At 58.6% G+C, this 23212-nt stretch carries 23 protein-coding genes, 3 tRNA genes and 2 pseudogenes; 16 read left to right on the plus strand and 12 right to left on the minus strand.

From position 1 onward, the window contains the following. Positions 1 to 7: 7 nt before the first annotated feature. Genes JZX89_RS09910 through JZX89_RS09920 form a run of 3 tightly spaced genes read left to right on the plus strand, consistent with a single transcriptional unit; the run spans position 8 to position 3887 of the window. Entirely contained in the window at positions 8 to 1702 is a 1695-nt protein-coding gene (locus JZX89_RS09910; RefSeq protein WP_207133969.1) for an ABC transporter permease, read from the plus strand. Then, positions 1690 to 2718: an ABC transporter ATP-binding protein gene (locus tag JZX89_RS09915; protein WP_207133970.1), complete on the plus strand. Its 1029-nt coding sequence runs from the start codon at positions 1690 to 1692 to the stop codon at positions 2716 to 2718. Before JZX89_RS09910 ends, JZX89_RS09915 begins: the two co-directional genes overlap by 13 nt. Before the next feature lie 59 nt (positions 2719 to 2777). Continuing rightward, positions 2778 to 3887: an endonuclease/exonuclease/phosphatase family protein gene (locus tag JZX89_RS09920; protein WP_207133971.1), complete on the plus strand. Its 1110-nt coding sequence runs from the start codon at positions 2778 to 2780 to the stop codon at positions 3885 to 3887. A 130-nt stretch (positions 3888 to 4017) separates the two neighbouring features. Here JZX89_RS09920 and JZX89_RS09925 read toward each other — a convergent pair whose 3' ends face one another. Then, a complete protein-coding gene (locus JZX89_RS09925) occupies positions 4018 to 5757 on the minus strand; it encodes a GGDEF domain-containing protein (protein ID WP_207133972.1) in 1740 nt (579 codons plus the stop codon). Positions 5758 to 5967: 210 nt separating this feature from the next. On the opposite strand from JZX89_RS09925, the gene JZX89_RS09930 reads away from it, so the two are divergent. Continuing rightward, positions 5968 to 6043, plus strand: a tRNA-Thr gene (locus tag JZX89_RS09930). A 59-nt stretch (positions 6044 to 6102) separates the two neighbouring features. On the opposite strand, the gene JZX89_RS09935 is transcribed toward JZX89_RS09930, so the two are convergent. Further along, positions 6103 to 6456, minus strand: a complete 354-nt coding sequence (locus JZX89_RS09935) for a nuclear transport factor 2 family protein (protein ID WP_207133973.1) — start codon at positions 6454 to 6456, stop codon at positions 6103 to 6105. A 397-nt stretch (positions 6457 to 6853) separates the two neighbouring features. Between JZX89_RS09935 and JZX89_RS09940 the strand changes: the two genes are divergently transcribed. Beyond that, positions 6854 to 7456: a J domain-containing protein gene (locus JZX89_RS09940; protein WP_149900255.1), complete on the plus strand. Its 603-nt coding sequence runs from the start codon at positions 6854 to 6856 to the stop codon at positions 7454 to 7456. 7 nt (positions 7457 to 7463) lie between these two features. Here JZX89_RS09940 and JZX89_RS09945 read toward each other — a convergent pair whose 3' ends face one another. Then, positions 7464 to 8033, minus strand: coding sequence for a DUF922 domain-containing Zn-dependent protease (locus JZX89_RS09945; RefSeq protein WP_207134043.1), 570 nt, complete (start codon positions 8031 to 8033; stop codon positions 7464 to 7466). 202 nt (positions 8034 to 8235) lie between these two features. After that, entirely contained in the window at positions 8236 to 8691 is a 456-nt protein-coding gene (locus tag JZX89_RS09950) for a PRC-barrel domain-containing protein (protein WP_207133974.1), read from the minus strand. 163 nt (positions 8692 to 8854) lie between these two features. Between JZX89_RS09950 and JZX89_RS09955 the strand changes: the two genes are divergently transcribed. Then, positions 8855 to 9280, plus strand: a complete 426-nt coding sequence (locus JZX89_RS09955) for a DUF1801 domain-containing protein (protein WP_207133975.1) — start codon at positions 8855 to 8857, stop codon at positions 9278 to 9280. A gap of 28 nt (positions 9281 to 9308) precedes the next feature. Here the strand turns inward: JZX89_RS09955 and JZX89_RS09960 are convergent, their stop codons facing one another. After that, positions 9309 to 10277 (minus strand): alpha/beta hydrolase, encoded by a 969-nt coding sequence (locus JZX89_RS09960; protein ID WP_207133976.1) that lies wholly within the window; start codon positions 10275 to 10277, stop codon positions 9309 to 9311. 109 nt (positions 10278 to 10386) lie between these two features. On the opposite strand from JZX89_RS09960, the gene JZX89_RS09965 reads away from it, so the two are divergent. Continuing rightward, positions 10387 to 11055, plus strand: a complete 669-nt coding sequence (locus JZX89_RS09965) for a hypothetical protein (protein ID WP_246746687.1) — start codon at positions 10387 to 10389, stop codon at positions 11053 to 11055. Between the two features lie 114 nt (positions 11056 to 11169). On the opposite strand, the gene uvrB is transcribed toward JZX89_RS09965, so the two are convergent. Beyond that, entirely contained in the window at positions 11170 to 14130 is a 2961-nt protein-coding gene (uvrB, locus tag JZX89_RS09970) for an excinuclease ABC subunit UvrB (RefSeq protein WP_207133977.1), read from the minus strand. A 256-nt stretch (positions 14131 to 14386) separates the two neighbouring features. Here uvrB and JZX89_RS09975 point away from each other — a divergent pair, with 256 nt between their 5' ends. Together JZX89_RS09975 and JZX89_RS09980 are read left to right on the plus strand one after the other, a co-directional pair. After that, positions 14387 to 14740: a DMT family protein gene (locus JZX89_RS09975; protein WP_003495099.1), complete on the plus strand. Its 354-nt coding sequence runs from the start codon at positions 14387 to 14389 to the stop codon at positions 14738 to 14740. A 106-nt stretch (positions 14741 to 14846) separates the two neighbouring features. Next, positions 14847 to 15269: a GNAT family N-acetyltransferase gene (locus JZX89_RS09980; RefSeq protein ID WP_207134045.1), complete on the plus strand. Its 423-nt coding sequence runs from the start codon at positions 14847 to 14849 to the stop codon at positions 15267 to 15269. A 36-nt stretch (positions 15270 to 15305) separates the two neighbouring features. On the opposite strand, the gene JZX89_RS09985 is transcribed toward JZX89_RS09980, so the two are convergent. Then, positions 15306 to 15689, minus strand: a complete 384-nt coding sequence (locus JZX89_RS09985) for a winged helix-turn-helix transcriptional regulator (protein WP_142840194.1) — start codon at positions 15687 to 15689, stop codon at positions 15306 to 15308. Between the two features lie 155 nt (positions 15690 to 15844). On the opposite strand from JZX89_RS09985, the gene JZX89_RS09990 reads away from it, so the two are divergent. Both JZX89_RS09990 and JZX89_RS09995 read left to right on the plus strand, forming a co-directional pair. After that, positions 15845 to 16456, plus strand: a complete 612-nt coding sequence (locus tag JZX89_RS09990) for an NAD(P)-dependent oxidoreductase (RefSeq protein WP_153515106.1) — start codon at positions 15845 to 15847, stop codon at positions 16454 to 16456. 12 nt (positions 16457 to 16468) lie between these two features. Continuing rightward, positions 16469 to 16945 (plus strand): nuclear transport factor 2 family protein, encoded by a 477-nt coding sequence (locus tag JZX89_RS09995; protein WP_149900261.1) that lies wholly within the window; start codon positions 16469 to 16471, stop codon positions 16943 to 16945. Between the two features lie 74 nt (positions 16946 to 17019). Here the strand turns inward: JZX89_RS09995 and JZX89_RS10000 are convergent, their stop codons facing one another. From JZX89_RS10000 to rlmB, 5 genes are all read right to left on the minus strand, one after another. Continuing rightward, positions 17020 to 18384 carry a PepSY-associated TM helix domain-containing protein gene (locus JZX89_RS10000; protein ID WP_207133978.1) on the minus strand — a complete coding sequence of 455 codons (1365 nt, stop codon included), beginning with the start codon at positions 18382 to 18384 and terminating at the stop codon, positions 17020 to 17022. A 45-nt stretch (positions 18385 to 18429) separates the two neighbouring features. Then, positions 18430 to 18831, minus strand: a complete 402-nt coding sequence (locus tag JZX89_RS10005; protein ID WP_149900263.1) for a DUF2946 family protein — start codon at positions 18829 to 18831, stop codon at positions 18430 to 18432. A gap of 70 nt (positions 18832 to 18901) precedes the next feature. Further along, positions 18902 to 19495, minus strand: coding sequence for a hypothetical protein (locus JZX89_RS10010; protein WP_149900264.1), 594 nt, complete (start codon positions 19493 to 19495; stop codon positions 18902 to 18904). 5 nt (positions 19496 to 19500) lie between these two features. Then, positions 19501 to 19893 carry an acyl-CoA thioesterase gene (locus JZX89_RS10015; RefSeq protein ID WP_149900265.1) on the minus strand — a complete coding sequence of 131 codons (393 nt, stop codon included), beginning with the start codon at positions 19891 to 19893 and terminating at the stop codon, positions 19501 to 19503. A 76-nt stretch (positions 19894 to 19969) separates the two neighbouring features. Then, the gene (gene rlmB, locus JZX89_RS10020; protein ID WP_153515109.1) at positions 19970 to 20857 is read right to left on the minus strand and encodes a 23S rRNA (guanosine(2251)-2'-O)-methyltransferase RlmB; all 888 of its coding nucleotides are present in this window, start codon (positions 20855 to 20857) and stop codon (positions 19970 to 19972) included. A gap of 209 nt (positions 20858 to 21066) precedes the next feature. On the opposite strand from rlmB, the gene JZX89_RS10025 reads away from it, so the two are divergent. The 5 genes and pseudogenes from JZX89_RS10025 to JZX89_RS10045 all read left to right on the plus strand — a co-directional run bounded on the left by JZX89_RS10025 (position 21067) and on the right by JZX89_RS10045 (position 22277). Beyond that, positions 21067 to 21151: transfer RNA gene (locus tag JZX89_RS10025), tRNA-Tyr, on the plus strand. Between the two features lie 25 nt (positions 21152 to 21176). Further along, positions 21177 to 21250 (plus strand) — tRNA-Gly (locus JZX89_RS10030). Positions 21251 to 21412: 162 nt separating this feature from the next. Further along, positions 21413 to 21661, plus strand: a pseudogene (locus JZX89_RS10035) (Arm DNA-binding domain-containing protein); the annotation flags it as partial. 27 nt (positions 21662 to 21688) lie between these two features. Beyond that, positions 21689 to 21871, plus strand: a pseudogene (locus JZX89_RS10040) (POTRA domain-containing protein); the annotation flags it as partial. Positions 21872 to 21911: 40 nt separating this feature from the next. Further along, a complete protein-coding gene (locus JZX89_RS10045) occupies positions 21912 to 22277 on the plus strand; it encodes a hypothetical protein (RefSeq protein ID WP_207133979.1) in 366 nt (121 codons plus the stop codon). The last annotated feature ends 935 nt before the right edge of the window (positions 22278 to 23212 follow it).

A 23212-nucleotide genomic window follows, 5' to 3' on the forward strand; every position in this document is an offset into this window, starting at 1 on the left:
TAGCGGCATGTCCCGTTCAAGTGTCTATGGAAACAGCCAGCCGCGCTGGCTGTTTCCTTTTGTGGTGAGTGTTGTTTTCGCACTCAGCGCCCTGCCGCTCGGCCGGCTCGCCTATACCGGCATCATCTCATCACTCAATGGTGACATATGGCGGCTTCTCGCGGATCCAGCCCTTTGGGATGCGGCGCTGAACACACTCTCCACCTCGTTTTTCGGCATGCTGATCTCGCTGACGATTGGCGGCGCTTTTGCGCTTTCGCTGACGCTTTGCGACATTCGCGGCAAGTCGATTTTAAGCTTCCTGTTCATGCTGCCGATGATGATACCGCCGCAGGTGACGGCGCTGTCGTGGATCGGCATGACCGGCCCGTCGAGTACGTTGTTGAAGGCCATCGGCCTTGCGCCGCCGATGGGATCGCCGCAGCCGCTTTATTCCATTGCGGGCATCGCGCTGCTGCTCGGCGTGCAGCATGCGCCGCTCGTCTATCTGTCGCTGCGCGCCGGTCTGTTGGCCCTGCCACAGGATGGCATCGAGGCCGCCAAGCTTTCCGGTGCTTCGCCACGGCGTGTGCTGGTCGATATCATCCTGCCGCTTTCCACGCCGGGGCTGATCGCCGGCGCGGCGATTTCTTTCGTGTCCAATGTTGGCAATTTCGGCATTCCGGCCATCCTCGGCATACCTGGCTCGATCTTTACCTTGCCGACGCTGATTTACAGCCGTTTCGCCAGTTTCGGCACCAGCACCTTCGGCGATATCGCCATCCTCTCCACCATGATCGCCATCATCTCGGTCGCCGGGCTTGCGCTTCAGGAGCGGGCGATGAAGGGCAGGGACTATCGGATCATCGGCCTTTCCGGCAAGGCCGCGACGTTTGGGCTGGCGCGCTGGCGGGTCCCGGCGGAGCTTGCCCTGTGGCTTGTGCTGTTCTTCATGCTGGTTGCGCCGCTTGCCGCGCTGATGGCGAGCTCGCTCGCTCCCGCCTATGGCGTGCCGCTCAGCCTCAAGACCGCGACGCTGCATGCCTATGAGGAGTTGCTTTATCGCCAGAGTGTCACCCGTACCGCCTTCCGCAATTCGCTGTTTCTGGCAACCGCCACATCGCTTTGCCTGCTGGCGGTGACGGTGCTGACCGCTTATTTTCTGGTTCGGGGCAAAAGCCGCTTCATGTTCCTGCTCTCGGCGCTGGTGGATATTCCCTATGCGCTGCCGGGCGTAGTTATCTCGGTGTCCTTCGTGCTGCTGTTCGCAGCCCCCATTCCGCTGCTGGGCTTCACACTTTACGGCACGATCTGGATCATTCTGCTCGCCTATTTTTCCTCCTTCTTCGCCGTCAGCCTGAAGCCCATGGTAAGCGCCTTCCTGCAATTCGATCCGTCGCTGGAAGAGGCCGCACGGCTGTCCGGCGCCGGTTTCTGGCGGCGGCTCACGGATATCATTCTGCCGCTGGTCGGGCCTGCGGCGGGGGCGTCGGTCATCCTGGTTTTCCTGATCGCCTGCAACGAGTTGACGGTTTCGGCGCTCCTGTGGTCGGCCGGCACGCAGACGCTCGGCGTGCTCATCTACAATCTTGATGACAGCGGCAGCTTCGATCTTGCTTCGGCACTTTCGGTGCTCGTCGTCATCATGGTGATTTTCCTCATGTTGCTGCTCGAAATTCTGGGGCGCTATCTGCCGAAAGGAGTGGTCCCTTGGCGAAACTGATCCTCAACCGCCTGTCGAAAAATTTCGGATCCGGATCGAAGCCCGCCGTCGACGACGTGTCGCTCACCGTGCGCGACGGCGGCTTTCTCGCCTTGCTCGGCCCTTCCGGCTGCGGCAAGACGACGGTGCTGCGCATGATTGCCGGTTTCGAACAGCCGACCGACGGCTCCATCCTGCTTGGCGAACGCGTGCTGGCCGATGGCGGCAGCATGGTGCCGCCGGAGCGGCGCAACATGGCGATGGTGTTCCAGTCCTATGCGCTTTGGCCGCATATGTCGGTTGCGGACAATGCCGGTTATCCTTTGAAAGTCCGCGGCATTTCGGGCGAGAAATATCGCGAAAAGGTCCGTCAGGCGCTGGCCGCCGTGCGTCTCGAAAGTTTTGCGGACCGCCGTCCTGCCGAATTGTCCGGCGGTCAGCGGCAACGCGTGGCGCTCGCCCGCTGCCTCGTTACCGAGCCTGATGTGGTGCTACTCGACGAGCCGCTCGCCAATCTCGACCGCCATCTGCGCCAGGAGATGGAAGAGACGTTTCGCGAATTCCACATCCGCTCCGGCGCGACGATGATCTATGTCACCCATGATCAGGCCGAAGCCATGGCGCTCGCCACCGATGTTGCCGTCATGTCGCAGGGCAAGCTGTTGCAGGTGGCGGCACCGGCAGAACTTTATGCGCGGCCAGAGGGCAGGCTTGTCGGTTCGCTGGTGGGGCAGGGGGCGATCCTGACCCTGCCGGTAGCGGAAGGGGTTGCGCGCGATCTTGACTGGACGACACTTCGGGCGGCGATGGAGAGTGGCAGACACTTGCCGCAGGCGGATATTCTCGTGCGGCCGCAGGATGTGGTGCGGGACGCGGAGGGTGTCAGCTGCACAGTTACTTCGGTTCTTTACGAGGGCGAGCGTTATGCTCTCCGTCTCGACCTGCCAGACGGGCAGGCGCTTCGGGCCTATTCCCGGGAAGCGGTCGCTGTCGGAGATCGCGTGCCGGTTGCGATTCGTGCGGCGTGGCGTCTTTAGACTATTGGCGAGGCAGGGTTGGAGCGGCTAAGCTCCTATTCCAGCAACAGGAATGAAACATGTCGCTTCGGCTTGCCACCTTCAATATCGAAAATCTTCTCACCCGTTTCGATTTCACCGGTTTTCGCAACCAGACACGGCGCGACAGGGCGATCCAGCTGTTCGATATCAGGGACGAGGCGACCTATCAGGCGCTGGAAAGCGCGCGGACCGTCTCCTCAACTGACGATACGCGCCAGCTTTCGGCGCTCGCCATAGCTGACGCGGATGCGGATATTCTCTGCCTGCAGGAAGTCGATAACATGGCCGCGCTGCAGGCCTTCGAATATGGCTATCTTTACCGCATGGTCGGCAATGGCTATCTGCAGAAATATCTGGTCGAGGGCAATGACAGCCGCGGCATCGACGTCGCCGTCGTCATGCGCGAGCAGACCCGTGATGGCGACAAGATCGAGGTGGTCGACATCAAGAGCCATGCGGCGCTGACCTATCGCAATCTCGATCTCTTCAATCCGGCGCTGGCTGCGACCAACCAGATCGATGACAAGATTTTCAAACGGGATTGCCTGGAAATTGACCTTCGGATCGGCGGCAAGCCGCTGACGCTTTACGTCACGCATTTCAAATCCATGACCAATTCCCGCGACCCCGTCGACGCCCGGCTCGCCACCATGCCGATCCGCGAGGCGGAAGCCATGGCCGTGCGCCGTATCATCGAAAACCGCTGGGGTGTCGGCAATACGCGCAACAAGAATTTCGCCATTTGCGGCGATATGAACGACTATCAGGAGCGTGTGGCGATTTCCGGCGACCGGCGCAACGGCTATAGTTTTGCGCCCGTTGAGGAGGCGAGGAGCGCGCTCGATGTCTTCACCGCCGATGATTTCGTCACCAATCCGATGCTGCGCCGCGATGTCATGGATCGCTGGACACTCTACCATTCGCGTGGGCCGCAGGAGCAGCACCTGTGCCAGCTGGATTATATCTGGCTTTCACCGCGTCTGGCTGAAATCAATGCTACAAGGGCTCCTGAAATCATCCGGGCGGGCCAGCCGTATCGCACCATCTTTCCGCCGGGGCAGCAGGTGGAGCGTTATCCGCGCACCGGCTGGGACCGTCCCAAGGCTTCCGACCATTGCCCTGTCGTGATGACGCTGGACTTGATCTAGAGAATTTCTGCGTCTCTTCAAAACGTGAAAGCGCTATAACTATTTGTTTTTAAGTTTTTTTCCAAAATAAAAGCGATTCCGTTTTTAGTGGAAATGCTTTAGCCGCCGGCAGCATACCGATTGATGCCGGTTATCCGTTGGCGACCTTTGGGAAATAAGTGGCCCAGACTCGGTTGCGGCCGGCGCGCTTGGCTTCATAAAGCCGGTCGTCGGCGATTGCGATCAACTCGTCCCAGCTGCTTATCGCCCGCGCTTCCTGCCACACAACGCCAAAGCTTGCCGTCAGCGACAGGCCGCTCTGCTCATCGATCATCTGCGCTTCGATCAGGCGGCGAAGGCGGTCGGCGGTTGCCGTCGCGGTGGCGTGGCTGACGTCCTGCAGCACGACGACGAATTCCTCACCGCCGTAACGGGCCAGAATATCGTTCTTGCGCAATGCGCTGCGCAAAAGCCCCGCGGTCTTTTGCAGCGCGAGGTCGCCCATGGCGTGGCCATAACGGTCGTTGATCGATTTGAAGTGGTCGATATCGACAATCATCACGCCGAGCGACTGATACTGTTCCTCGCCGCTCAATATGGCACGAACGGCCCGTTCCAGCGCACGGCGATTGAAGACACCCGTCAAGGCATCGGTTTCAGAGAGCGTGCGCAGCTGTTCTGCCAGCGCGCGCTGCTGGTTTTCCATTTCGCCCTTCTGGCGAAGCTGCTCACGCAGGAAATCAAGTTCCTCGAACATCTTCTTCACTTCCGGGGCAACCCTGTCTTCACAACGGGTTTCGGAAAGGTCACCGGCGGCGATCGCGGCGATCTGCGCCCGGACGGATTGCATGGGCTGGAACAGCATCGTTCGATAGACCGACGTGAGCCGCAGCAGAACCAGAACCGCGAAGGCGGCGAGAAGAAGGGATGCTCCGCCAAACACCAGAGCCTCATTCTTCCTTTTTTCGAGCCTTGCCCGGGTTTCGGAGAGGATGAGATCGCGCAGCGCATCGGACGAGCGCATGCCGGCAATATAGTTCCTGGAGAATTCAAGAATGCCCGGCTGGGCGGAGGGTATGGCTATCACGATCGTATTCTGCGCGTAACGCAGCGCCTGACCGAAATAATAGGTCTCCATATCCTGAAACGCCGTGTCCAGTTGCGGCGTTGACAGATAGGCGGCGGTGTAGTTGATCAGCGACGCTTTCAGCGACAGCAGGCTCTGCATCTCATTATCGAATTTGGCGCGATAACCCAGCTTTTCCTGCCTGTTTGCCCGCAGGCTCATCACCACATAGGAGCCGAGTCGCCCGATCCTGTCGCGCATCACGCCGGCGGTGCCGGTCATCGCGATGTCGATCGCCACGTCGGGCGTGACCTTGATGACGGCACGTGCCACTTTGCCGCGCAGCAGGTTGACGCTATCAGCCGCGTTGAACATCGATAAAATCGCGTTGGACATGGCGCTTTGGCTGCGTGTGGAAGGGGGGGATGCGGCAACGCGATCCACCGCTTCGCGGGATTGCGCCAGTTTCTGGCGGGTTTCGGCAAGTGATTTGGCGAATTCAGGCTGGGCCTTGATTTCCTCGATGAAGGAAACTTCAAGTTCCGACAGCTTGTCATCCGTCGCCTTGCGTGCAGCTGCAAGTCCCTCGACCAGCTTCGGATCGGGGGCGGGTGCGCCCATCAGATTGTTTGCAGGGCCGCGCTCGGCCGAGATCAGCCATGCGGACTGAAGGGCGGTTTCGAAACGGGTGAGCTGGGCGGCATTGGTGCGGTAACGCAGATAATTGGAGACACTTGGCACCGCGGCGAGAGTGGCCAGCAGGATTGAACTCGCGGCGATGACGATCGTGCCTGTCAGCTGTATTTTCTGTATGCTCGCGCGCATCTGAGGCGTAATTCTCACTGCAATGGTTATGTTTCATCGCCATCTTACCGGCGCTGCGTAAATACTTCGCTTATTTTCCGGGCCTTTGCCGTGATGATGGTCTTCGGACCGATGGGCGCGTGTGATGTGGAAAAGATATGCACTGGTGCCGTGTCATCAGTTTTCGCTTTACACCAAGTCAGAATCTGATAGTTGGCAAGGCACTGGATTGCCCTTGTAGCTCAGTTGGTAGAGCACCTGATTTGTAATCAGGGGGTCACGAGTTCGAACCTTGTCGGGGGCACCAGTATTTTCAATAGCTTGAGCCTGCCCCATTCGCACTTCCGTTGCTCTTCCTGACCGCAGCTACTGCTTGATGTGGTAAAGCTTGTGCACGATCGACCAGTTGCCTTCGTGTTCCAGCAGGGACAGGTATTCGTAAAAATCCATGCCATCGAAACTTGTGGTCAGCTTCACCGAGGCGCTGTCGCCCTCCTTGTCGATGCCCATGATTTCGAAAGTGGGGTCGTGATCGGGCAGGCCGCGTTCGTTTTTTCGCATCTGGTCAACGAAGTCCTCCAGAGACAGCCATTCGGTTTCGCCTTCGAAGGTGCCGACGATGTTGGCGCGTGGATCGAAAACGTCACGCATCAGGCCCTCATCGGCATAGGCCATGGCGTGCACATAGTCCGTGACGGTCTGGGTAATGGTTTGCGGCATCGGATCATCCCTCCCTTCAGATCCAAAAGCCGAGCTTACACCCGTTGGTGAGTTTCCACCATAACCTCCTGAAAACGCGCTCCTTACGCCTTCGCAAAAGTGTTTTACGGTGGCCTGCCACAAAGGCGACGCGTGGAGTGGCGGCATGTTTTGCTGTCGCTTTCCACAATTTTGTCCCGCCTGTCATTATAGTCGCCTTGGGTCCGACAAATTTCGGCATCATGGGCTTTTCCGCCGGTCGTCCTGCGGTGCGCCATGAGGCTTTTATGTGGGCTTTGCCGGTTTAACCGCCGGTGCGGGGTGCCGCGCGGGGTGGATTTGGCCTATGATCCGCCCGCAGGTCCTGTGACGGTGGTATCAGGCATGCGGGTAACAGTTTGCGTTTGAAGGTGTTTTTGTGATCGATCCCTATGTTTTGCTTGGCGTGGAGCGTGATGCCGACGAGGCGGCGATCAAGTCGGCCTATCGCAAGGTTGCCAAGGCCGCCCACCCCGACAGCGGTGGCGATACCGATCAATTCGCCCGGCTGCAGACGGCTTACGAGCTTTTGAAGGACCCGGTGCGGCGCAGGGTGTTCGACGATACCGGTTACGACCCGCAGCTGGCCGACGCCAAGGACCTGAAGGGCCTGCTGATGCTGGAAACACTGGTCAACGAGTTCATTCTGGATGAGCGCGAACCGGGAAGTTTTGATCCCGTGGCGGCCATGCGCCGCAAGCTGACCGACGATATTCTCAAAAGCCGCTTCCATATTCTCGAACTCGAACGGCACCGCACGCGGGTTCGCAAACACATGGATCGTCTCGGCCGCAAGCCGGAGACCGATGTGCTGAGTTCCATGCTGCGCGCCCGCAGCCAGTCGATCGCCGAAGCCATCCGCAATGCGGAAGCTCAGATCGAGGCAATCGAGCAGGCCTATACGATGCTCGAGGGTTATTCCTATGAGCTGGAGACCATGGTGCTTTCCGAGCCGCTGCTGAAAGGCGAAGCGGCGGAATAATCGCTCTTCAGGGGCCGTTGACCAGTGCGAGAATGAGCTTGTGCACCCGCCCGCCGGGGGACAACTCGTCGCGGTCGAAATCACGGCCGCGCTGGCGCTGCTCGTTGGAAAGCTCACCTAGCCGTTGCTGCAGGACAACGCGCACCTTCTGGCATTTCGGATCGTTTTCTGCCCTCAGACCAGTACTGAAGGCTTCGATCTTCTGCACCATGTCGAGAATATGGTCGCCATGGACGCGCTCATGGGTTTCGACACCGGAAATGAAGGTTCTCCAGCTGGCGGCAACGGCGGATGGCAATTGCGCCGGCGCTTTCGGCCAGGTGTAGATGATGGTGAGATTGGGCCTTGCGGTGGCCAGCACACAGGCGCCGTCCGGCTGCGGACGATAATCCCGCCGCCAGGTCAGCTTGAAGGTCGTGTGGGCGATCGCCTGTACACCGGCGGTCGGGCCGCGTTCGCCGATCGACTGGTACAACGCACCGCCGGTATTGCCGCTGAGGGCATAGGTTTTTATCTGCTCTGCGGGTTTCCAGCCGGTGGATTGCGCGGACAGCGGAACGGCGCTTAGCAACATCATGACGGTGCTGGTAGTGAGGGCGGAGACGATTTTGGCGGGCACGCATGGATCCTTGGTGATTTGCGAGCCGAAGATAGGCGAGAGGCGGGCTGTCAGGCAAGGGTCTGTGCGATGGGAGTGCCAGATGCCTGGCCGGAATATAACGCATGAAAAACCCCCGCGATGACGGATCGCGGGGGCAAGCTTGCGACTGCAGGGGTAATCAGTCGTCCAGCTTGTCGTAGTCGAGCTTCGGCGCATTTTGCAGCGCTTCCTTGGTGGTGTCGACATAGGCCTTCCAGGTGCCGTTGTCGTTGTGGACCGCGACCGAGGCCGGGTCGAGCACCACGTAGCTCTTGTCGATGCCGAGGAAACCGCCGACGCTGGCCACAAGGCCAATCACCGACTTGCCGTCGCCAATGACGACATCCTCGATTTCGCCGATGTTTTCGTTCTGGGCGTTGTAGATGTCGAGACCGTCGAGCTGGGAGGCGGTGAGATCGGTCTTCTGGACATTCACGAACTTCAGCGGGCCGGTGGCCTTGGTGCCCATGGTGATGCCGGGGCCGGACAAAGTAGCATCCGCGCCGACGGCAGGGGCCGTGGTTGCCGTCTGGGCAAAAGCCACGGAAGAAGAGAGCACTGCCGCGGCAGCGAGCGCGATGACTTTGATTTTCATGATGTTTCTTCCCTTTGTATGCTGAACATTGCGTTCGGGGAGGAAACGGTGAAGCGCGAATTTGGTTCCGCGTGGGAGGACGTGAAAATTTGGTCTATGCTGAAAGATGAAACAGTCGCGAGGCAGGCCGGGAGCGGCGGCGCGGTGAGATCGGGAGGGTGTCATGGCAAAAACGACGGTGGCGATAGCTGCGGAGGAGATTGCAGCATCGGACTTCATTGACCGGAAGATCGTGGAGCTTGGCGACTGGCGGGGCGACATGCTCGGGCATGTCCGCGCGCTGATCAAAAAGGCCGATCCGGAGGTGATTGAAGAAGTGAAATGGCGCGGCGTGCCGGTCTGGTCGCATGCGGGCATTCTGTGTACCGGTGAAACCTACAAAAGTGCCGTGAAGATGACCTTTGCCAAGGGGGCTTCACTCGCGGACCCGGCGGGTCTGTTCAATTCGAGCCTTGAGGGCAATATGCGGCGGGCAATCGATTTTCACGAAGGGGACATGGTGGATGAGGAAGCGCTGATGGCGCTGATCCGGGCGGCGGTGGAGTTGAACCTGTCGGTAAAAACCGGGAAAAAGCGGGCTGGGAAATGATCAGGCAGTAAGAAGACAAGCGGGTTCCTCAATCTTGCGCGACATCCGCCGCCTTGTCCCATTCGCTATCGATGAATTTCAGCGCATCTATGATCGAGACTTTCCACACCGACCAGACGTGATCGCCATCGGTGACCCGCAGCTCGGATTTGCGCTTGTCGGCCTGTAGCGTTTCATGCAGGGCGATGGCGCCGCGCCAGAGGAAGAAGCCGTCATCGTCGCCGACGGTCAGATAGGTGGCGGGCAGATCCTGGCTTTCGGCGACGTGTTGTGCGACGAGGGTGAAGACGTTCTTTTCATTAAAGAGCCTTGCATCGAAAGGCGTGCCGAAGGCGCCGGAGAAATGGTCGCCGGTGGAGGGCAGCACGATGCCGCTGGTGACGGTGGTGCGGTCGATGCGGTGAAAGAAGGCACTGTCCTGAATGAGCTTGAGTTCAGCGGGTGTCTTGTCGAGATCGGAGGCGGGCACGTTCTGCCAGATCGCGCCCGACAGGCTGGCGACGGCGCCATAGAGGTCTTCGTGACCATAGGCCAGATGCAATGCGCCGAAACCGCCCATCGAAAGGCCGGCAATGGCGCGGCCTTCGCGATCTTTCCGCACCGGCAGGGTTTTTTCGATCTGGTGGCGCAGATCGCCGGTCAGGGCAGTTTCGTAGTCGCCCGGACCGCCAACGGCGGCGGAATCGACATACCAGCTGTTTTTGACACCGGGCATGACAACCACCAGCGGGCGGATGGCGCCTGCCGCGATCAGGGTATCGAGCGTCTTTTCGATATTGCCAAGATCGCGCCAGCTGTTCTGGTCGCCATCATGGCCGTGCAGGAGATACAGCACCGGCCAGCCGTTTTCCGGCGGCGCGCCATCCGGGCGGTAGATGTTGACGGCAAGCGGTGCGTTGAGGGCGGCGCTGTGGAAAGTGGCATCCTCGATCTGGCCGGAGAAGGCTGGTCCGCAGGAAAGCAAAAGGCAGAAGGCTGCCAGATTTTTTCGATGCATGCCGTGTCTCCCTGCCGCCATTTCCAGACGATAATCAACATCGCGGGAACCGCGTGGTCTGGGCATAATGTTGCGGTAATGCTCTCCTTGCAAGTTTGCGGGCGATCTAATGGCTTCAGCTTCGGAAACCTCGATGCGGCGGTCGTTCATATCGCGCCATAGCCTTCAAGGTTTCATGATGACATTGACATTATCGCGTTTCAAACCATTGCTTATTTTGCTCGTATTCCTCTCCGGCTGCATGACCACGCCGATTTCCAGTATTCCCAAGCTGATGCGACTCGATTTTCTGACGATGAATTTTGAGCATGTGCGGGTGGGGTTGCAGCTCCCAACCTTCCTTTCATTACGCTCCAGTGATGCGGTGATGATCATCCGTAGCGCCACTGATGGGGTGAAGGACAAGTCTGTCGAAACATTCGGGCTGATCGAAGAAAATATGGCTGAGGCTGATCGCGCACGCTTCAACGTAAAAAGCCGGGCCGGATGGGGCACAAGCGTGTGGAGAATAAAGCCCGAGGATATTGCACGGCTCACTGCATTGCAGGAGAAGGTGCGCCGCTCGCGCATTGATGGGCCGCGTATCCGCGGCAGCACGGAGATAGAGATATTGCGGGTCTGCGTCGCCGGCACTCTGCCGAGTGGGCCAATCTATTTCTCGACCTATATCAAGCCCGCGGAAAACGAGGACTATATCCCGATGTCCGTCGATGCGGATCTGGTGAAGGTGTTTGGAGCAGCGCAGATTGCGACGCGGGTCAGCCGCTGCGAAAGCTAGTCGTTGTCGCCAGAGCACGTAGCGCTCTGGCTATCTCCCGGAACGATCATCCTGCAGCGCAAGAAGCTGAAGCAGTGTTCGAAACTATTGGGCCTGTTCGGCCTGTCGTCCGGGTCAGCGTCCCGGCCGTCCCGTCTTCCCTTTCGTCCGGCTTTTCCGTTTCTGTTCGCCGGGGTCCTCATAAGACCCTGCGCCGACTTTGCCGCGTACCAGCGGCCTCGGATCGTCCGTCGCGCGCTCCGGCTGGCCTTCCAGCAGGGGTGAGAAACGTTTGCCGGCTTCAGTCTCGGGCTTGCCGGGAACCTCGCCGCGCACCGGTTTTTCGGTGCGGCCGACGGTCATTTCGTCCAGTGTGTTTCGGCGGAACAGCGGCTTTCCAGCATCCGAGCCGGGACCCATCTCGTCCAGTTCGGGTTTGGCGAAGAGGGAGGTTGCGGCGGGTGGCTCATCCCCGTCTGTCCTGCCGGACATCTCCCCCTCAGGGGGGGAGATTGGCAAGCGGCTGCGTCTGTTGTTTTTTCCGCCGCCTTCAACAGCGCGGGCTTCTTCCTTGGCCATGGGGTCATCCATGGTGGCCAGTTCGGCGGCCTTGAGGCGTTTGATTTCGTCGCGCAGGCGGGCGGCTTTTTCGAAGTCGAGGTCCGCGGCGGCATCGCGCATGGATTTTTCCAGCGCGTTGAGATGGGCCTGCAGATTGTTGCCGACGAGGTGGCCGCCATCGGCGAAGCCCTTGCCGGAAACGCCTGAAATATCGGCCCTTACGTGGTCGCGCTCATAAACTGAATCAAGAATATCCGAGATCTTCGCCTTGACCGATTCCGGCGTAATGCCGTGTTCGGTGTTATAGGCCATCTGCTTTTCGCGGCGGCGGGAGGTTTCCTCCATCGCCCGTTTCATCGAGCCGGTGATGTTGTCGGCGTAGAGGATGACCTTGCCGTCGACGTTACGGGCGGCGCGGCCGATGGTCTGGATCAGCGAGGTTTCCGAGCGCAGGAAACCTTCCTTGTCGGCATCGAGGATCGCCACGAAACCGCATTCGGGAATATCGAGGCCTTCGCGCAACAGGTTGATGCCGACGAGAACGTCGAAAGCGCCGAGGCGCAGGTCGCGGATGATCTCGATACGCTCAAGCGTGTCGATATCCGAGTGCATGTAACGCACGCGCACGCCCTGTTCGTGCAGATATTCGGTCAGGTCTTCGGCCATGCGTTTGGTCAGCACGGTGCAGAGCGTGCGATAACCCTTGGCGGCGGTCTCGCGGATTTCGCCGAGCACGTCGTCCACCTGGCTGCGGGCGGAACGCACTTCCACCGGCGGATCGATGAGGCCGGTCGGGCGGATGACCTGTTCGGCGAAGACGCCGCCCGACTGCTCCATTTCCCATGAGCCGGGGGTGGCCGAAACTGCGACGGTGAGCGGGCGCATCGCGTCCCATTCCTCGAATCGCAACGGTCGGTTGTCCATGCAGGAGGGCAGGCGGAAGCCATATTCGGCCAGCGTCGCCTTGCGCCTGAAGTCGCCGCGATACATGCCGCCGATCTGGCTGACCGAGACGTGGCTTTCATCGATGAACAGCAGCGCGTTGTCAGGGATATATTCGAACAAAGTCGGTGGCGGCTCACCGGGGTTGCGGCCGGTGAGGTAACGCGAATAGTTCTCAATGCCGGCGCAGGAGCCGGTCGCTTCCAGCATCTCTATATCGTAGCGGGTGCGCTGCTCCAGTCGCTGGGCTTCCAGCAGGCGACCGGCTTTCTCCAGCTCGGCGAGACGAACCCGCAGCTCTTCCTTGATCGACTTGATCGCGCCGTTCAGCGTCGGGCGCGGGGTGACATAGTGCGAATTGGCGTAAATCTTGACGGATTGCAGGTCGCCGGTCTTCTGGCCCGTTAGCGGGTCGAATTCGGTGATGGAATCGATCTCGTCGCCGAACATCGAGATCCGCCAGGCGGCATCCTCAAGGTGGGCCGGGAAGATTTCGATGGTATCACCGCGCACACGGAACGAACCGCGCTGGAAATCCATGTCGCGCCGCTTGTATTGCTGGGCCACCAGGTCGGCCAGAAGCTGGCGTTGGTCCAGCCGGTCGCCCACCTGCATCTGGAAGGTCATGGCGGTGTAGGTTTCCACCGAGCCGATACCGTAGATACAGGAGACCGAAGCGACGATGATGCAGTCGTCGCGCTCCAGCAGCGAGCGGGTGGCGGAGTGGCGCATCCGGTCGATCTGTTCGTTGATAGAGGATTCCTTCTCGATGAAGGTGTCGGAGCGCGGCACATAGGCTTCCGGCTGGTAATAATCGTAGTAGGAAACGAAATATTCCACCGCATTGTCGGGGAAGAAGTTCTTGAATTCGGAATAGAGCTGCGCCGCCAGCGTCTTGTTGGGGGCGAGGATGACGGCTGGGCGCTGGGTTGCCTCGATGACCTTGGCCATGGTGAAGGTCTTGCCGGAGCCGGTAACGCCGAGCAGCACCTGGCTGCGCTCGCCGGAATTGATGCCTTCCACGAGGTCTGCAATCGCGGTCGGCTGGTCGCCGGCCGGCAGGTACTCAGAGTCCATGCGGATTGTAACACCGCCTTCCGATTTCGGCGGACGGGCGGGCCGGTGCGGCGTCCACATCTTGCCGTCCTTGAACAGCGGATTGCCGCTCTCGATCAGCGCCGACAGCGCCTCGACGGTAGCCGTGACGGCGCCGGGCGCGAGGTTGGCGGCCTCCTCCAGCGACATGTCCATGCCCGCCACCGGATTGAGACCGGCCGCCGCGCGGGTTTTCGGATCACTCGATGCGCCGATGGAAACGCCGCGTGCGGTTTTGGACGCGGTGGTGTTCTTTGCTGTCTTGGAGGCTGCCTTCTCGGCTTCCTTTCGGGCCTCGATCTCGATCTTCTTGCGGTGTTTGCCGGCTTTCGAGGCGACTTCGCGCTGGGTTTCCACCGAACCCGCCTCGGCTTCCGCCTCCAGCTGCTTCACCCAATCGGCGACGCTGCCGCTGAGCGGTGCGCCTTCGAACGACGATTGCGGGGCTTCCTCAAAGCCGGAGGGCGAGGACGGGGGATTTTTCGGTGATCTGGCCATGCGCGAAATATGGAGGGAGTCACGCGCAAAGGGAAGGGGAGGACGTGAAAAAATGAGTACAAAAAGGAAACGAAGTGTCCGGAACGAAATTCGGGCGGATGCGTTGCGTAGCGGCTGAATGCAGCTTTATCGGAACATGCCGAAAATCGATTCCGGTTTTCGCTGCGATGCGCTAGAGCAAATCCCTACCGGCAGAATGATGGTTGCGTTTTCAAACTGCCTTTCATGACATCCCTCCCAATTTTCAGGAATCATCATGCCGTTCTCGATCAGTCCCGCCCACATCTGGCCTGTCCTGATGCTCGTCGCCTCAAACGTTTTCATGACTTTCGCCTGGTATGGCCACCTCAAGCACAAGGGCAGCGCGCTCTTCCTGGCGATCATCGCAAGCTGGGGCATCGCGTTCTTCGAATATATGCTCGCCGTCCCGGCGAACCGCATCGGCTCGGAGGTCTATTCCACCGCGCAGCTCAAGACCATTCAGGAAGTCATTACACTCGCGGTTTTTGCGCTGTTCTCGATCTTCTGGCTGAAGGAGAGCATCACCATCAATCATGTGATCGGTTTTGCCCTGATCGCTTTCGGTGCGTCCTTCATTTTCCGCTCCTGATCCCGCATGGTGAGGCTGCGGCCCCGGACAATATATCAGCAGTCGCAAGTATGAGGTTGATACATCGATGAAGATACGCCCTGCGAGAGACGATGATGCGGCTGGAATGGCGGCGGTCCAGAACGAGATATTCTCGGCAGGCCTCCGAAAGGCACCGACTGATATCGGTGAGGTGCTGGAAAATTACATCCGGCATGCCGACCGTATCGAGTGTTCGGTCGCCGAGGACGGGGACGGGCGTATTCTGGGCTTCCAGTCGCTGCGTTACGCGCGGGCGGACAATCCCTACGGCGTGGCGGAAGGCTGGGGTATCATCGGCACCCATGTCAGTCCGCATGCGGCGCGAGGGGGCGTGGGGTCCGCGCTCTTTACGGCAACCGGAAAGGCGGCGGAGGCTCGTGGCCTGAAAAATATCGATGCCAGCATCGGCGCGGATAACAGGCTCGGGCAGAATTATTACGAGGCTATGGGCTTCACGACCTATCGTCAGCCGGAAGGGCTGGTCTGCAAGGTCTATCGTCTGGCCTAGGTACGGTTTGCGACCCCGCCCGTGCCGGCAATCCGATCAGCCGCGATTGTCGTTTTCGGAATATTGCAGGCGCGCCTTGCAGATACGAACGTGGTTCTCGTCGGCCCATTGCACCAGCAATTGCATCGGCACCAGAAATGAGCGGCCGAGATTGGTGAGTTCGTATTCCACACGCGGCGGCACTTCGGCATAAAGCGTGCGGCGGATGAAGCCGTCTTCTTCCAGCCGCTTCAGCGTGCGCGACAGCATCTGCTTGGAAATATCGTCGATCCTGCGATTCAGTTCGTTGAAGCGTAGCACGCCGCCCTGCAGGGCCTCCAAAACCAGCAGGCTCCACTGATCGCCGATGCGGTCCAACACGTCGCGGATCGGGCAGGGCTGCTCGAAGGTGAAGATTTCCTTTGTTTGCGTGTCCGACACTGTTCTACCCCTTGCCCTTTTTCACCCTTTAAGGTCATCGCCATGTGACCAGATCAGCCGCCGCTGACTTCTTGCGACTATGGTTGCGATATCATAGCTCTCTTTCGCGGTCTATTATCTAGACCGATAACGATTGTGACGAAAGGACAGAAGCCATGGCTAAAATCGCGCTCGTCGGCGCTTCCGGCAATGCCGGCTCCCGCATTTTGAAGGAACTTTCCGACCGGGGGCATCAGGTAACGGCGATTGCCCGCGCTCCTGAGAAGATCGCCAGCCTGCCGAATGTGGTGGCCAAAAAGGGCGATGTCTTCGATCAGGCGGCGCTTTCTGAGCTGCTGAGGGGTCACGATGCTGTGATAAGCTCGGTGCACTTTACTGCCAGCGATCCCTTGAAGCTCATCGAGGCGGTACGCGCTTCCGGCGTTCAGCGTTATCTCGTGGTCGGCGGTGCCGGCAGCCTTGAAATCGCGCCCGGCCAGCGCGTGGTCGATCTTCCGGATTTCCCGGCCGCCTACAAGGCCGAGGCAACCAAGGGCGCGGAGTTTCTGGATCTGCTGAAACAGGAAAAGCAGCTTGACTGGACCTTCCTGTCACCCTCAGCCGAATTTGTGCCGGGGGAAAGAACCGGCAAATTCCGGATCGGCAAGGACAGCCTGCTCAGCAATGACGAAGGCAGCCGTATTTCCTTCGAAGATTATGCCATCGCGCTTGTCGATGAAATCGAGAAGCCGCAGCATTCCCGCCAGCGTTTCACCGTCGGTTATTGAGAGGTACCACCCATGAATTTTGTAACACGTCGTCTTGCCATCGCCGCTTTCGCCCTCGTACCCGCTTTGGTGGCCGCGCCGGTTCTGGCGCAAACAGCAAACCGCGATCTGGCTCAGGAAGAAGCCAACCGCAAGCTGGTGATCGAATTTTACGACACTGTCTTCAACAAGCACGAGGTGGAGAAGGGTGCTGCCGTTGTTGTCGACAGCTATAAGCAGCACAACCCCAATGTACCTGACGGCAAGAAGCCGTTTGTCGATTATTTTACGGGGTTCTTTAAGGAAAACCCGCAGTCGAAAGCACGGATTGTCCGCAGCGCCACGGATGGCGACCTCGTCTATCTGCATATTCATTCGACAGAGAGCGACGGTGATCGCGGCAGGGCGATTGTCGACATCTTCCGCGTCACGGATGGCAAGATCACCGAACATTGGGATGTGATCCAGCCGGTGCCGGAGACGGCGGCGAACAACAATACGATGTTCTAGGTCGGGCTTTCTTTGATATCGAGGGAAACAGCCGGGATTTTCGCCCGGCTGTTTTCATTTTAGAGGATGCCTTTTTAAACGGCCCGCCGCTTCTGGCGAGACTGCACGATCAGGTCCAGCGCCAGCATCACCAGCAGGCTCGCACCCACCAGCGGGAAAAGGATGCCGACGATGGCGAGCACAGCGAGGAGCCCGCGCAGCACACGTTTTTCCTGCGGCAGGGGCGGCACGCCGAGCGAGCCTTGCGGGCGGCGTTTCCACCACATGATACCGGCGGACACGGCAAGCAGGACGATGCCGAAACAGGCGGCCAGCAGCACGATCTGGTTGGCGAGGCCATATTGCTGGCCCATATGCACGTTGATGCCCCATTCCAGCGCCTTGCCGAGCGGACCGTAATCGGCGTAGCTCATATCGATCAGAGGTTCGCCGCTATATTGATCGAGGTGGACGACGCGTTGCTGCGTCAGATCGTCAGGATAGGCGGAGCCGCTATAGACACCGGACGATTTGGTGGGCAGTGCGACGGCGTAACCGGCAGCGAGGCCCAAGGCGTCGAAACGCGCCATGGCCGCGTCGATTCCGACCGGTTGGCCGGTGGCTGGTGCGATGGATTCCGGGATTTTTGCCTGTTCCAGCGACCAGCTTGTTTTGGCCACGTGATCGAGATGGTCGCCGGACATCGGAACATCGGTGCGGACGCCGGCCGGATATCCGAAATTGCTGCCATTCGCCCATTCATTGACCTTCGCGCCCCAGACGCCCGACCAGGGCATGCCGGTGACGGCGAGGAAGACGATGAAAAGTCCGACGAAGATGCCGGTGACGGCATGGGTATCGCGCCAGAAGACCCGCTTTTTCGGCGTGCCGCGCACGGTGACGACACCGCCGGTCTGTTTTCGCGGCCACCAGAGATAGATGCCGGTGGCGACGAGAAGGATGGACCAACCGGCGGCGATCTCGATCAGATAGCGGGCATAGGTGCCGAAATATTTCAGGCTGTGGAGATAGCGGATCGTCCACATGACGGTGCCGCGATCCGGCAGGGAGCCGGCAACCTCAGCCGTATGGGGATTGACGTAGACGGCGCGCTTGCCATCCGCCGTATTGACGGTGATTTCCGTCGATGCGCCGGGATCGGCCGGGGTCGTATATTTGACAGCCGTGCCTGGAACCGCAGTCAGCGCAGTGGCAACGATTTCGGAAGGCAGCGCTTTCGGTGCGTTCTGCACCACCTCTATCCGCTTCAAATCCGAATGGATGAGGTTATCGAATTCGTCCCGGAAGAGATAAAGGGCGCCGGTGACGGCGAGCGATATCATGAAGGGCAGGACGAAGAGACCGGCATAGAAATGCCAGCGCCACACGGCGCGGTAAAGATTGATGGACGAGGAATGCGCAGGCGCGCGCTCGCCCTCGAAAGAGGTCGTAACGGACATGGATGTCTCCGCAAGAAGAGTGATTTCCGGCAGGCCGGGAGTGTTTCAGTTCTGCGGAGGGAGGGGCGGTGCGCGTGGGCGCGATTCCAGATTGGGCGGCGATGGCGGCAATGCCGCGTCGAAGTTCAAAAAGGCGACTTCGTCCGTCGTAACGATCGTGTCTGCGCGTTCGACAGGCGTAACCGGAAGAGTGGCAATGGTGGCTGATGCCAGTCGGCACAGCGTTCCGCAGCAGTCGGCGGCAATCTTGCCCGCCGGGTCCTGCTTTGCGGGGCCTTCCGGCATGTGGCTGGAACAGATGACCTCATCCGCCGCGAGCGCGGCCATCGCCATGTTGCCGCTGGTCAGACCATTGGCGAGACCCTGCAAAAGGAAAAGCAGGACGGCCAGCGTGGCGATGGCGCCAGCTGAGCTTCTGTCCTGCATGATCCTGCGAATGTATCCCATAAGGCCGGAATGCCATAGTCGCGGCGAAATGTCACCGCGACACAATGACGGCATCAGGGCGTTGTGGTCTTCAGGCCAGCAGGTCGTAGGTGCGGAAAATCCAGGCGATCTGGTAGATCAGCGCGAAGACGACGAGGAAGCGGTGGAAGCGGCGGTTGCCGATGAAGGCAGCGGACGTGAAAAGAACGACGTAAATGGCGGTACGGATGAGATATTCCGGGCCGAGCGTTGCAAGATAGTCCTGTCCCTTCAGCAGCGTGTCACCGACATCGGTGACGAAAAGCGCTGCCAGAAAACCGAAGAACCAGCTTTTGCGGGAAAAGAAGTAGTCCTCATATCCCTTGTATTCCTTCATCTCAGTCGGAAACAGCAGCACGCAGAGGAAATAAAACAGCGAGCAGAACAGGATGAGAAACAGGAAGGCGCCGAAGCCCAGCACGTGGCCGGTGGCGGAAAGCCGGTGTTCCCACCACCAGAAATGCACCAGCATCAGAAACAGGAACGCCACCCAGCCGAGATGCAGCGGATAGATGTGTTCCTTTTTTGGATGTTGCACGAAACCGGCAAGGCCGGTCAGCAGGCGGGCGAGGCTGAGGCCGACCACCATGCCCATGACGGCACGGATGTGCGAATAGGCTTCTGCGGCGTTGACGGCGGCCTCCATCGTGCCTACTCCCCCGGAGGAATGGGCGTCGGCTGCCCGTTTTCGTCCATGGCCACCATGATGAAGGTGCCGGCGGTGACCTTTTCCAGCTTGTCGAAACGCGACCGCTGCGCCCAGGCCTCAACCGTCAATGTGATGGAGGTGCGGCCGACGCGGGCGATATCGGTATAGATGGACAAAGTATCGCCGATCTTTACCGGCAGTTCGAAGGCCATCTCCTTGACCGCCGCCGTAACCACGCGACAGCGCGAGCGTTCCGCTGCGCGGATGCCGCTCGCCAAGTCCATCTGCGACATGACCCAGCCGCCGAAAATATCACCGGCCGGATTGGCGTCGGCCGGCATGGCGAGCGTCCGCAGGGTTAGCTCGCCGGTCGGTTTGATGGGCAGGTCGGTCATGTCGAGATTTGCTCCTTGCGAATGAGAAAGGCGCAGCATGCGTTGCGCTTTGCGATTTCGCAAGGAAGGGCAAGCGTCAGGACGACGCTTTGCCCAGAAATTGCTGCGTTGCGTAGAGGGCGATGGCCGCCGCATTCGACACGTTGAGCGATTTGATCTCGCCGGGCATATCGAGACGGGCGAGCGCCGAGACGGTTTCTCGCGTCTTCTGGCGCAGGCCCTTGCCTTCGGCTCCCAGCACCAGCGCAATTTTTGCGCCGCTGAAAGTCTGTTCGATGGGGCCGGGGCCTTCCGAATCCAGCCCGACCGAAAAGAAGCCAAGCTTGTGCAACTCGCCCAGCGCATCGGCCAGATTGGTGACCTGGATATAGGGAATGAGTTCCAGCGCGCCGGATGCGGATTTCGCCAGTACGCCTGACTCGGTCGGGCTGTGGCGCATGGTGGTGATGACGGCGCCGGCGTTGAAGGCGACCGCCGAGCGCATGATGGCGCCGACATTGTGCGGGTCGGTGACCTGATCGAGCACGAGGATCAGTGGGCTTTTCTTCAGCGCATCGAGCTTCTTGACCGGCAGCGGCCTGGTTTCCAGCATCACACCCTGATGGATCGCCTCGGGGCCGAGGACCTTGTCGATATCCTGCGGGGAAACCATTTCGACCGGGAAGGGCTGGGCATCCGCCTCGCCGATATCCAGACGCGCAAGCGCGTTCTGGGTGACGGAGAGCTTGACGATCTGCCGTTCGGGATTGGACAGCGCCGCACGCACGGTATGCAGGCCGTAAAGATGCACCTGATCCGGCGCAAGCTGCGGCGGCTTCCAGTCGTCCGCGCTGCGGCTTCTGCGCCTCTGCTGTGGCGGAGTGGGGATTTCGCCCCTTTCGCGTTTGGCGTCGCGCACGGCACGGCGCAGGGTGGCGTAGTGCGTGTCGCGGGTGGATTTGTCGTTGGGATCGTCTTTGCTCATGCCGCCTTATATCTCCGGGAAGAGGCGCGCACCAGCCCCTGCGATAATCCACAGGGCTGTAAAGATGTTTGAATTTTTTCCCGAAAATTCGTGAAAGGGCGTGTTGACAGAAACGAACGAGGCCGTCATATACGCGCCACAGACGACGCAACGGCGCTTCGCCGCAGCGAAATCTGAAGAGCTTGGTAGCTCGATCCTAGCAGAAAGCTGGAGGGATGCCCGAGTGGTTAAAGGGGACGGACTGTAAATCCGTTGGCTACGCCTACGTTGGTTCAAATCCAACTCCCTCCACCATTCTGCACGGATCGAAATCACCACCGCGGGTATAGCTCAATGGTAGAGCAGCAGCCTTCCAAGCTGAATACGCGGGTTCGATTCCCGCTACCCGCTCCAGCGACCTTTCCAACAAGATCAATGACGTCAAAAAGCGTTGATTTTTCAGCGTTTTTGCCTCGCGCGTGCGTAAGGTCGTGCAACGGTATGCAGTGACATCCAGCACTTTTGTCGGTAAAAATTACGGTATTCGTCATCGTGGTGGAAAGCCGATACCGTAAAATGGCACTGACAGACTTTCAGGTTAAGAACGCCAAAGCCGACAGCAAGCCGCAGAAGCTATCTGATGAGAAGGGGCTTTACCTCTATATATCGGTTGCTGGCGGAAAGTCTTGGCGGTTTGATTATGATTTTTTCGGGAAACGAAAAACGCTGACGATTGGGGCGTGCCCGACGGTGGGGCTGGCGGATGCCCGACGACTGCGTGACGAGGCCAAGAAAAAACTGGCTGAGGGTTTGGACCCGTCGTTGGCTAAGAAACGCGATCACCTTGCTGCCATCTCGGATATCTACCTTAACGGTCAACCGGCCGGGCGAAACGGTTCATTCGCAGCGGCTTTTCCCGGCATGAAGGGTGAGGTCGCCAATATTCGCGATATTGAGCAGGGCTTGGACCAGATCAACCGCCTGTCATCGAACGACGCGAAGACCTCGATGTTACCGGGTAAGGAAGATGGAACACAGTTCTAACTGTTGGATCGAGTAGAGAAAGGCTGGGCCGATGTTAAGCCACTATAACAATTTAGAATCGCTCATTGCTCCTGCGGATTGCAAACAATCTGTGGAGTTGGATTACGGTTCCATAGAACTCTACACATGCAAATCGGCAGACAGGCTTTCGGCTGCAGGTCTCCTGAATTTGGTGCTACGTGAACCGACGGGTTGTCTATTAGCATGCACTCTGGCTTCAATTAAGAATACTAATCTGACGATTAAGTATCAAGAGGCAGTAAAAGAGCCAAATACCAGCGTGGTGATTGAAATTTGGTTGGAAGGGCCGGAGCTTCGTGCTCAGCATTGGGACGGATTTACATCGCGGTTTGATAAGAAGAGTATGAAACTTCTTTCACAAGAATTCACAAAATAGCCGGTCGTACACCCGGGCACCGAAACCTAGTTCGGATAGCCGGAGCGGTGTCAGCTTGATTGTTCCTGCAGTCTTCTTCCGTCTTCTTGGAACGAGCTGCGGCAGTCCGAGGAAAATGCACTTATCCGTGCTGGGCCGTTCACGGCTAAAGGGAGGCCTGTCAAGTGAAGTACAAATCGCCAGAAAACAGAACGGAAAAAGAAGTTATCGCGATTTTGTCGCGTATTGACAATGATTCAGAAGAAAGAATATCGGCATTTTTGTCTACTTTTTACTATGGAAAAACGATAAACGTTTCAGGATATATTTTGATAGAATAGTTTAAAAAGGCAAAATGTGGTAAAAGCTATGGTTAAAAAATATTTTTGAAACATTCTATGGAATGTCTCGGACAAATTATTGTATTGATGATAGTATTATTGTTTTGAGGGATTTTGAAAGGCAGAATCTAGAATATAATTTGGATATTAAATCCACTATCGAAGCGCTTGTTGAGTACAAATCCATATTTAATGACGATCATAGCGAAGGGCGGTTTTGATGAAGGTTGGGGTAATTCCAATTCATTGTAGAAGACACTGCTGTAATTAATGAAGATGTTGAAATCATTCTCCTCCATTATTTTCGGATCTCTGTTCCTGACTGGACGCACCGCATTGAATCAGACATCGTCGGCCATCAACAACGCGAATGATGGTGTCGTTACTGCGATGCTGTCACCATACCGAAAACTTGCCTCCCAATGGCGAGGCAAGACACTCGCAGACTTTCAGAGCAGGTTCGGGGCACCCGCTCCATTTACTCTTCCCAGCATTATGTATCGCGTACAAAGCTTAGATTTTTAAGCGCTTTTATCGTATGTGCGGATACGCGCAGTCGTAGCCATCGGCATTTGTTTTACCGGCCGATGATCCGCATCGGCTCATCCGCACATT

The sequence above is a fragment of the Agrobacterium burrii genome (genome assembly GCF_017313405.1).
Taxonomy (GTDB): Bacteria; Pseudomonadota; Alphaproteobacteria; order Rhizobiales; family Rhizobiaceae; genus Agrobacterium; species Agrobacterium burrii.

Bases quoted from the DNA above. Each gene is read 5' to 3' on its own strand.
- JZX89_RS09910 (WP_207133969.1), top strand. From the start codon at position 8: ATGTCCCGTTCAAGTGTCTATGGAAACAGCCAGCCGCGCTGGCTGTTT.
- JZX89_RS09920 (WP_207133971.1), top strand. From the start codon at position 2,778: ATGTCGCTTCGGCTTGCCACCTTCAATATCGAAAATCTTCTCACCCGT.
- JZX89_RS09925 (WP_207133972.1), bottom strand. From the start codon at position 5,757: ATGCGCGCGAGCATACAGAAAATACAGCTGACAGGCACGATCGTCATC.
- JZX89_RS09935 (WP_207133973.1), bottom strand. From the start codon at position 6,456: ATGCCGCAAACCATTACCCAGACCGTCACGGACTATGTGCACGCCATG.
- JZX89_RS09945 (WP_207134043.1), bottom strand. From the start codon at position 8,033: ATGATGTTGCTAAGCGCCGTTCCGCTGTCCGCGCAATCCACCGGCTGG.
- JZX89_RS09950 (WP_207133974.1), bottom strand. From the start codon at position 8,691: ATGAAAATCAAAGTCATCGCGCTCGCTGCCGCGGCAGTGCTCTCTTCT.
- JZX89_RS09955 (WP_207133975.1), top strand. From the start codon at position 8,855: ATGGCAAAAACGACGGTGGCGATAGCTGCGGAGGAGATTGCAGCATCG.
- JZX89_RS09960 (WP_207133976.1), bottom strand. From the start codon at position 10,277: ATGCATCGAAAAAATCTGGCAGCCTTCTGCCTTTTGCTTTCCTGCGGA.
- JZX89_RS09965 (WP_246746687.1), top strand. From the start codon at position 10,387: ATGGCTTCAGCTTCGGAAACCTCGATGCGGCGGTCGTTCATATCGCGC.
- uvrB (WP_207133977.1), bottom strand. From the start codon at position 14,130: ATGGCCAGATCACCGAAAAATCCCCCGTCCTCGCCCTCCGGCTTTGAG.
- JZX89_RS09975 (WP_003495099.1), top strand. From the start codon at position 14,387: ATGCCGTTCTCGATCAGTCCCGCCCACATCTGGCCTGTCCTGATGCTC.
- JZX89_RS09980 (WP_207134045.1), top strand. From the start codon at position 14,847: ATGGCGGCGGTCCAGAACGAGATATTCTCGGCAGGCCTCCGAAAGGCA.
- JZX89_RS09990 (WP_153515106.1), top strand. From the start codon at position 15,845: ATGGCTAAAATCGCGCTCGTCGGCGCTTCCGGCAATGCCGGCTCCCGC.
- JZX89_RS09995 (WP_149900261.1), top strand. From the start codon at position 16,469: ATGAATTTTGTAACACGTCGTCTTGCCATCGCCGCTTTCGCCCTCGTA.
- JZX89_RS10000 (WP_207133978.1), bottom strand. From the start codon at position 18,384: ATGTCCGTTACGACCTCTTTCGAGGGCGAGCGCGCGCCTGCGCATTCC.
- JZX89_RS10005 (WP_149900263.1), bottom strand. From the start codon at position 18,831: ATGGGATACATTCGCAGGATCATGCAGGACAGAAGCTCAGCTGGCGCC.
- JZX89_RS10010 (WP_149900264.1), bottom strand. From the start codon at position 19,495: ATGGAGGCCGCCGTCAACGCCGCAGAAGCCTATTCGCACATCCGTGCC.
- JZX89_RS10015 (WP_149900265.1), bottom strand. From the start codon at position 19,893: ATGACCGACCTGCCCATCAAACCGACCGGCGAGCTAACCCTGCGGACG.
- rlmB (WP_153515109.1), bottom strand. From the start codon at position 20,857: ATGAGCAAAGACGATCCCAACGACAAATCCACCCGCGACACGCACTAC.
- JZX89_RS10045 (WP_207133979.1), top strand. From the start codon at position 21,912: ATGTTAAGCCACTATAACAATTTAGAATCGCTCATTGCTCCTGCGGAT.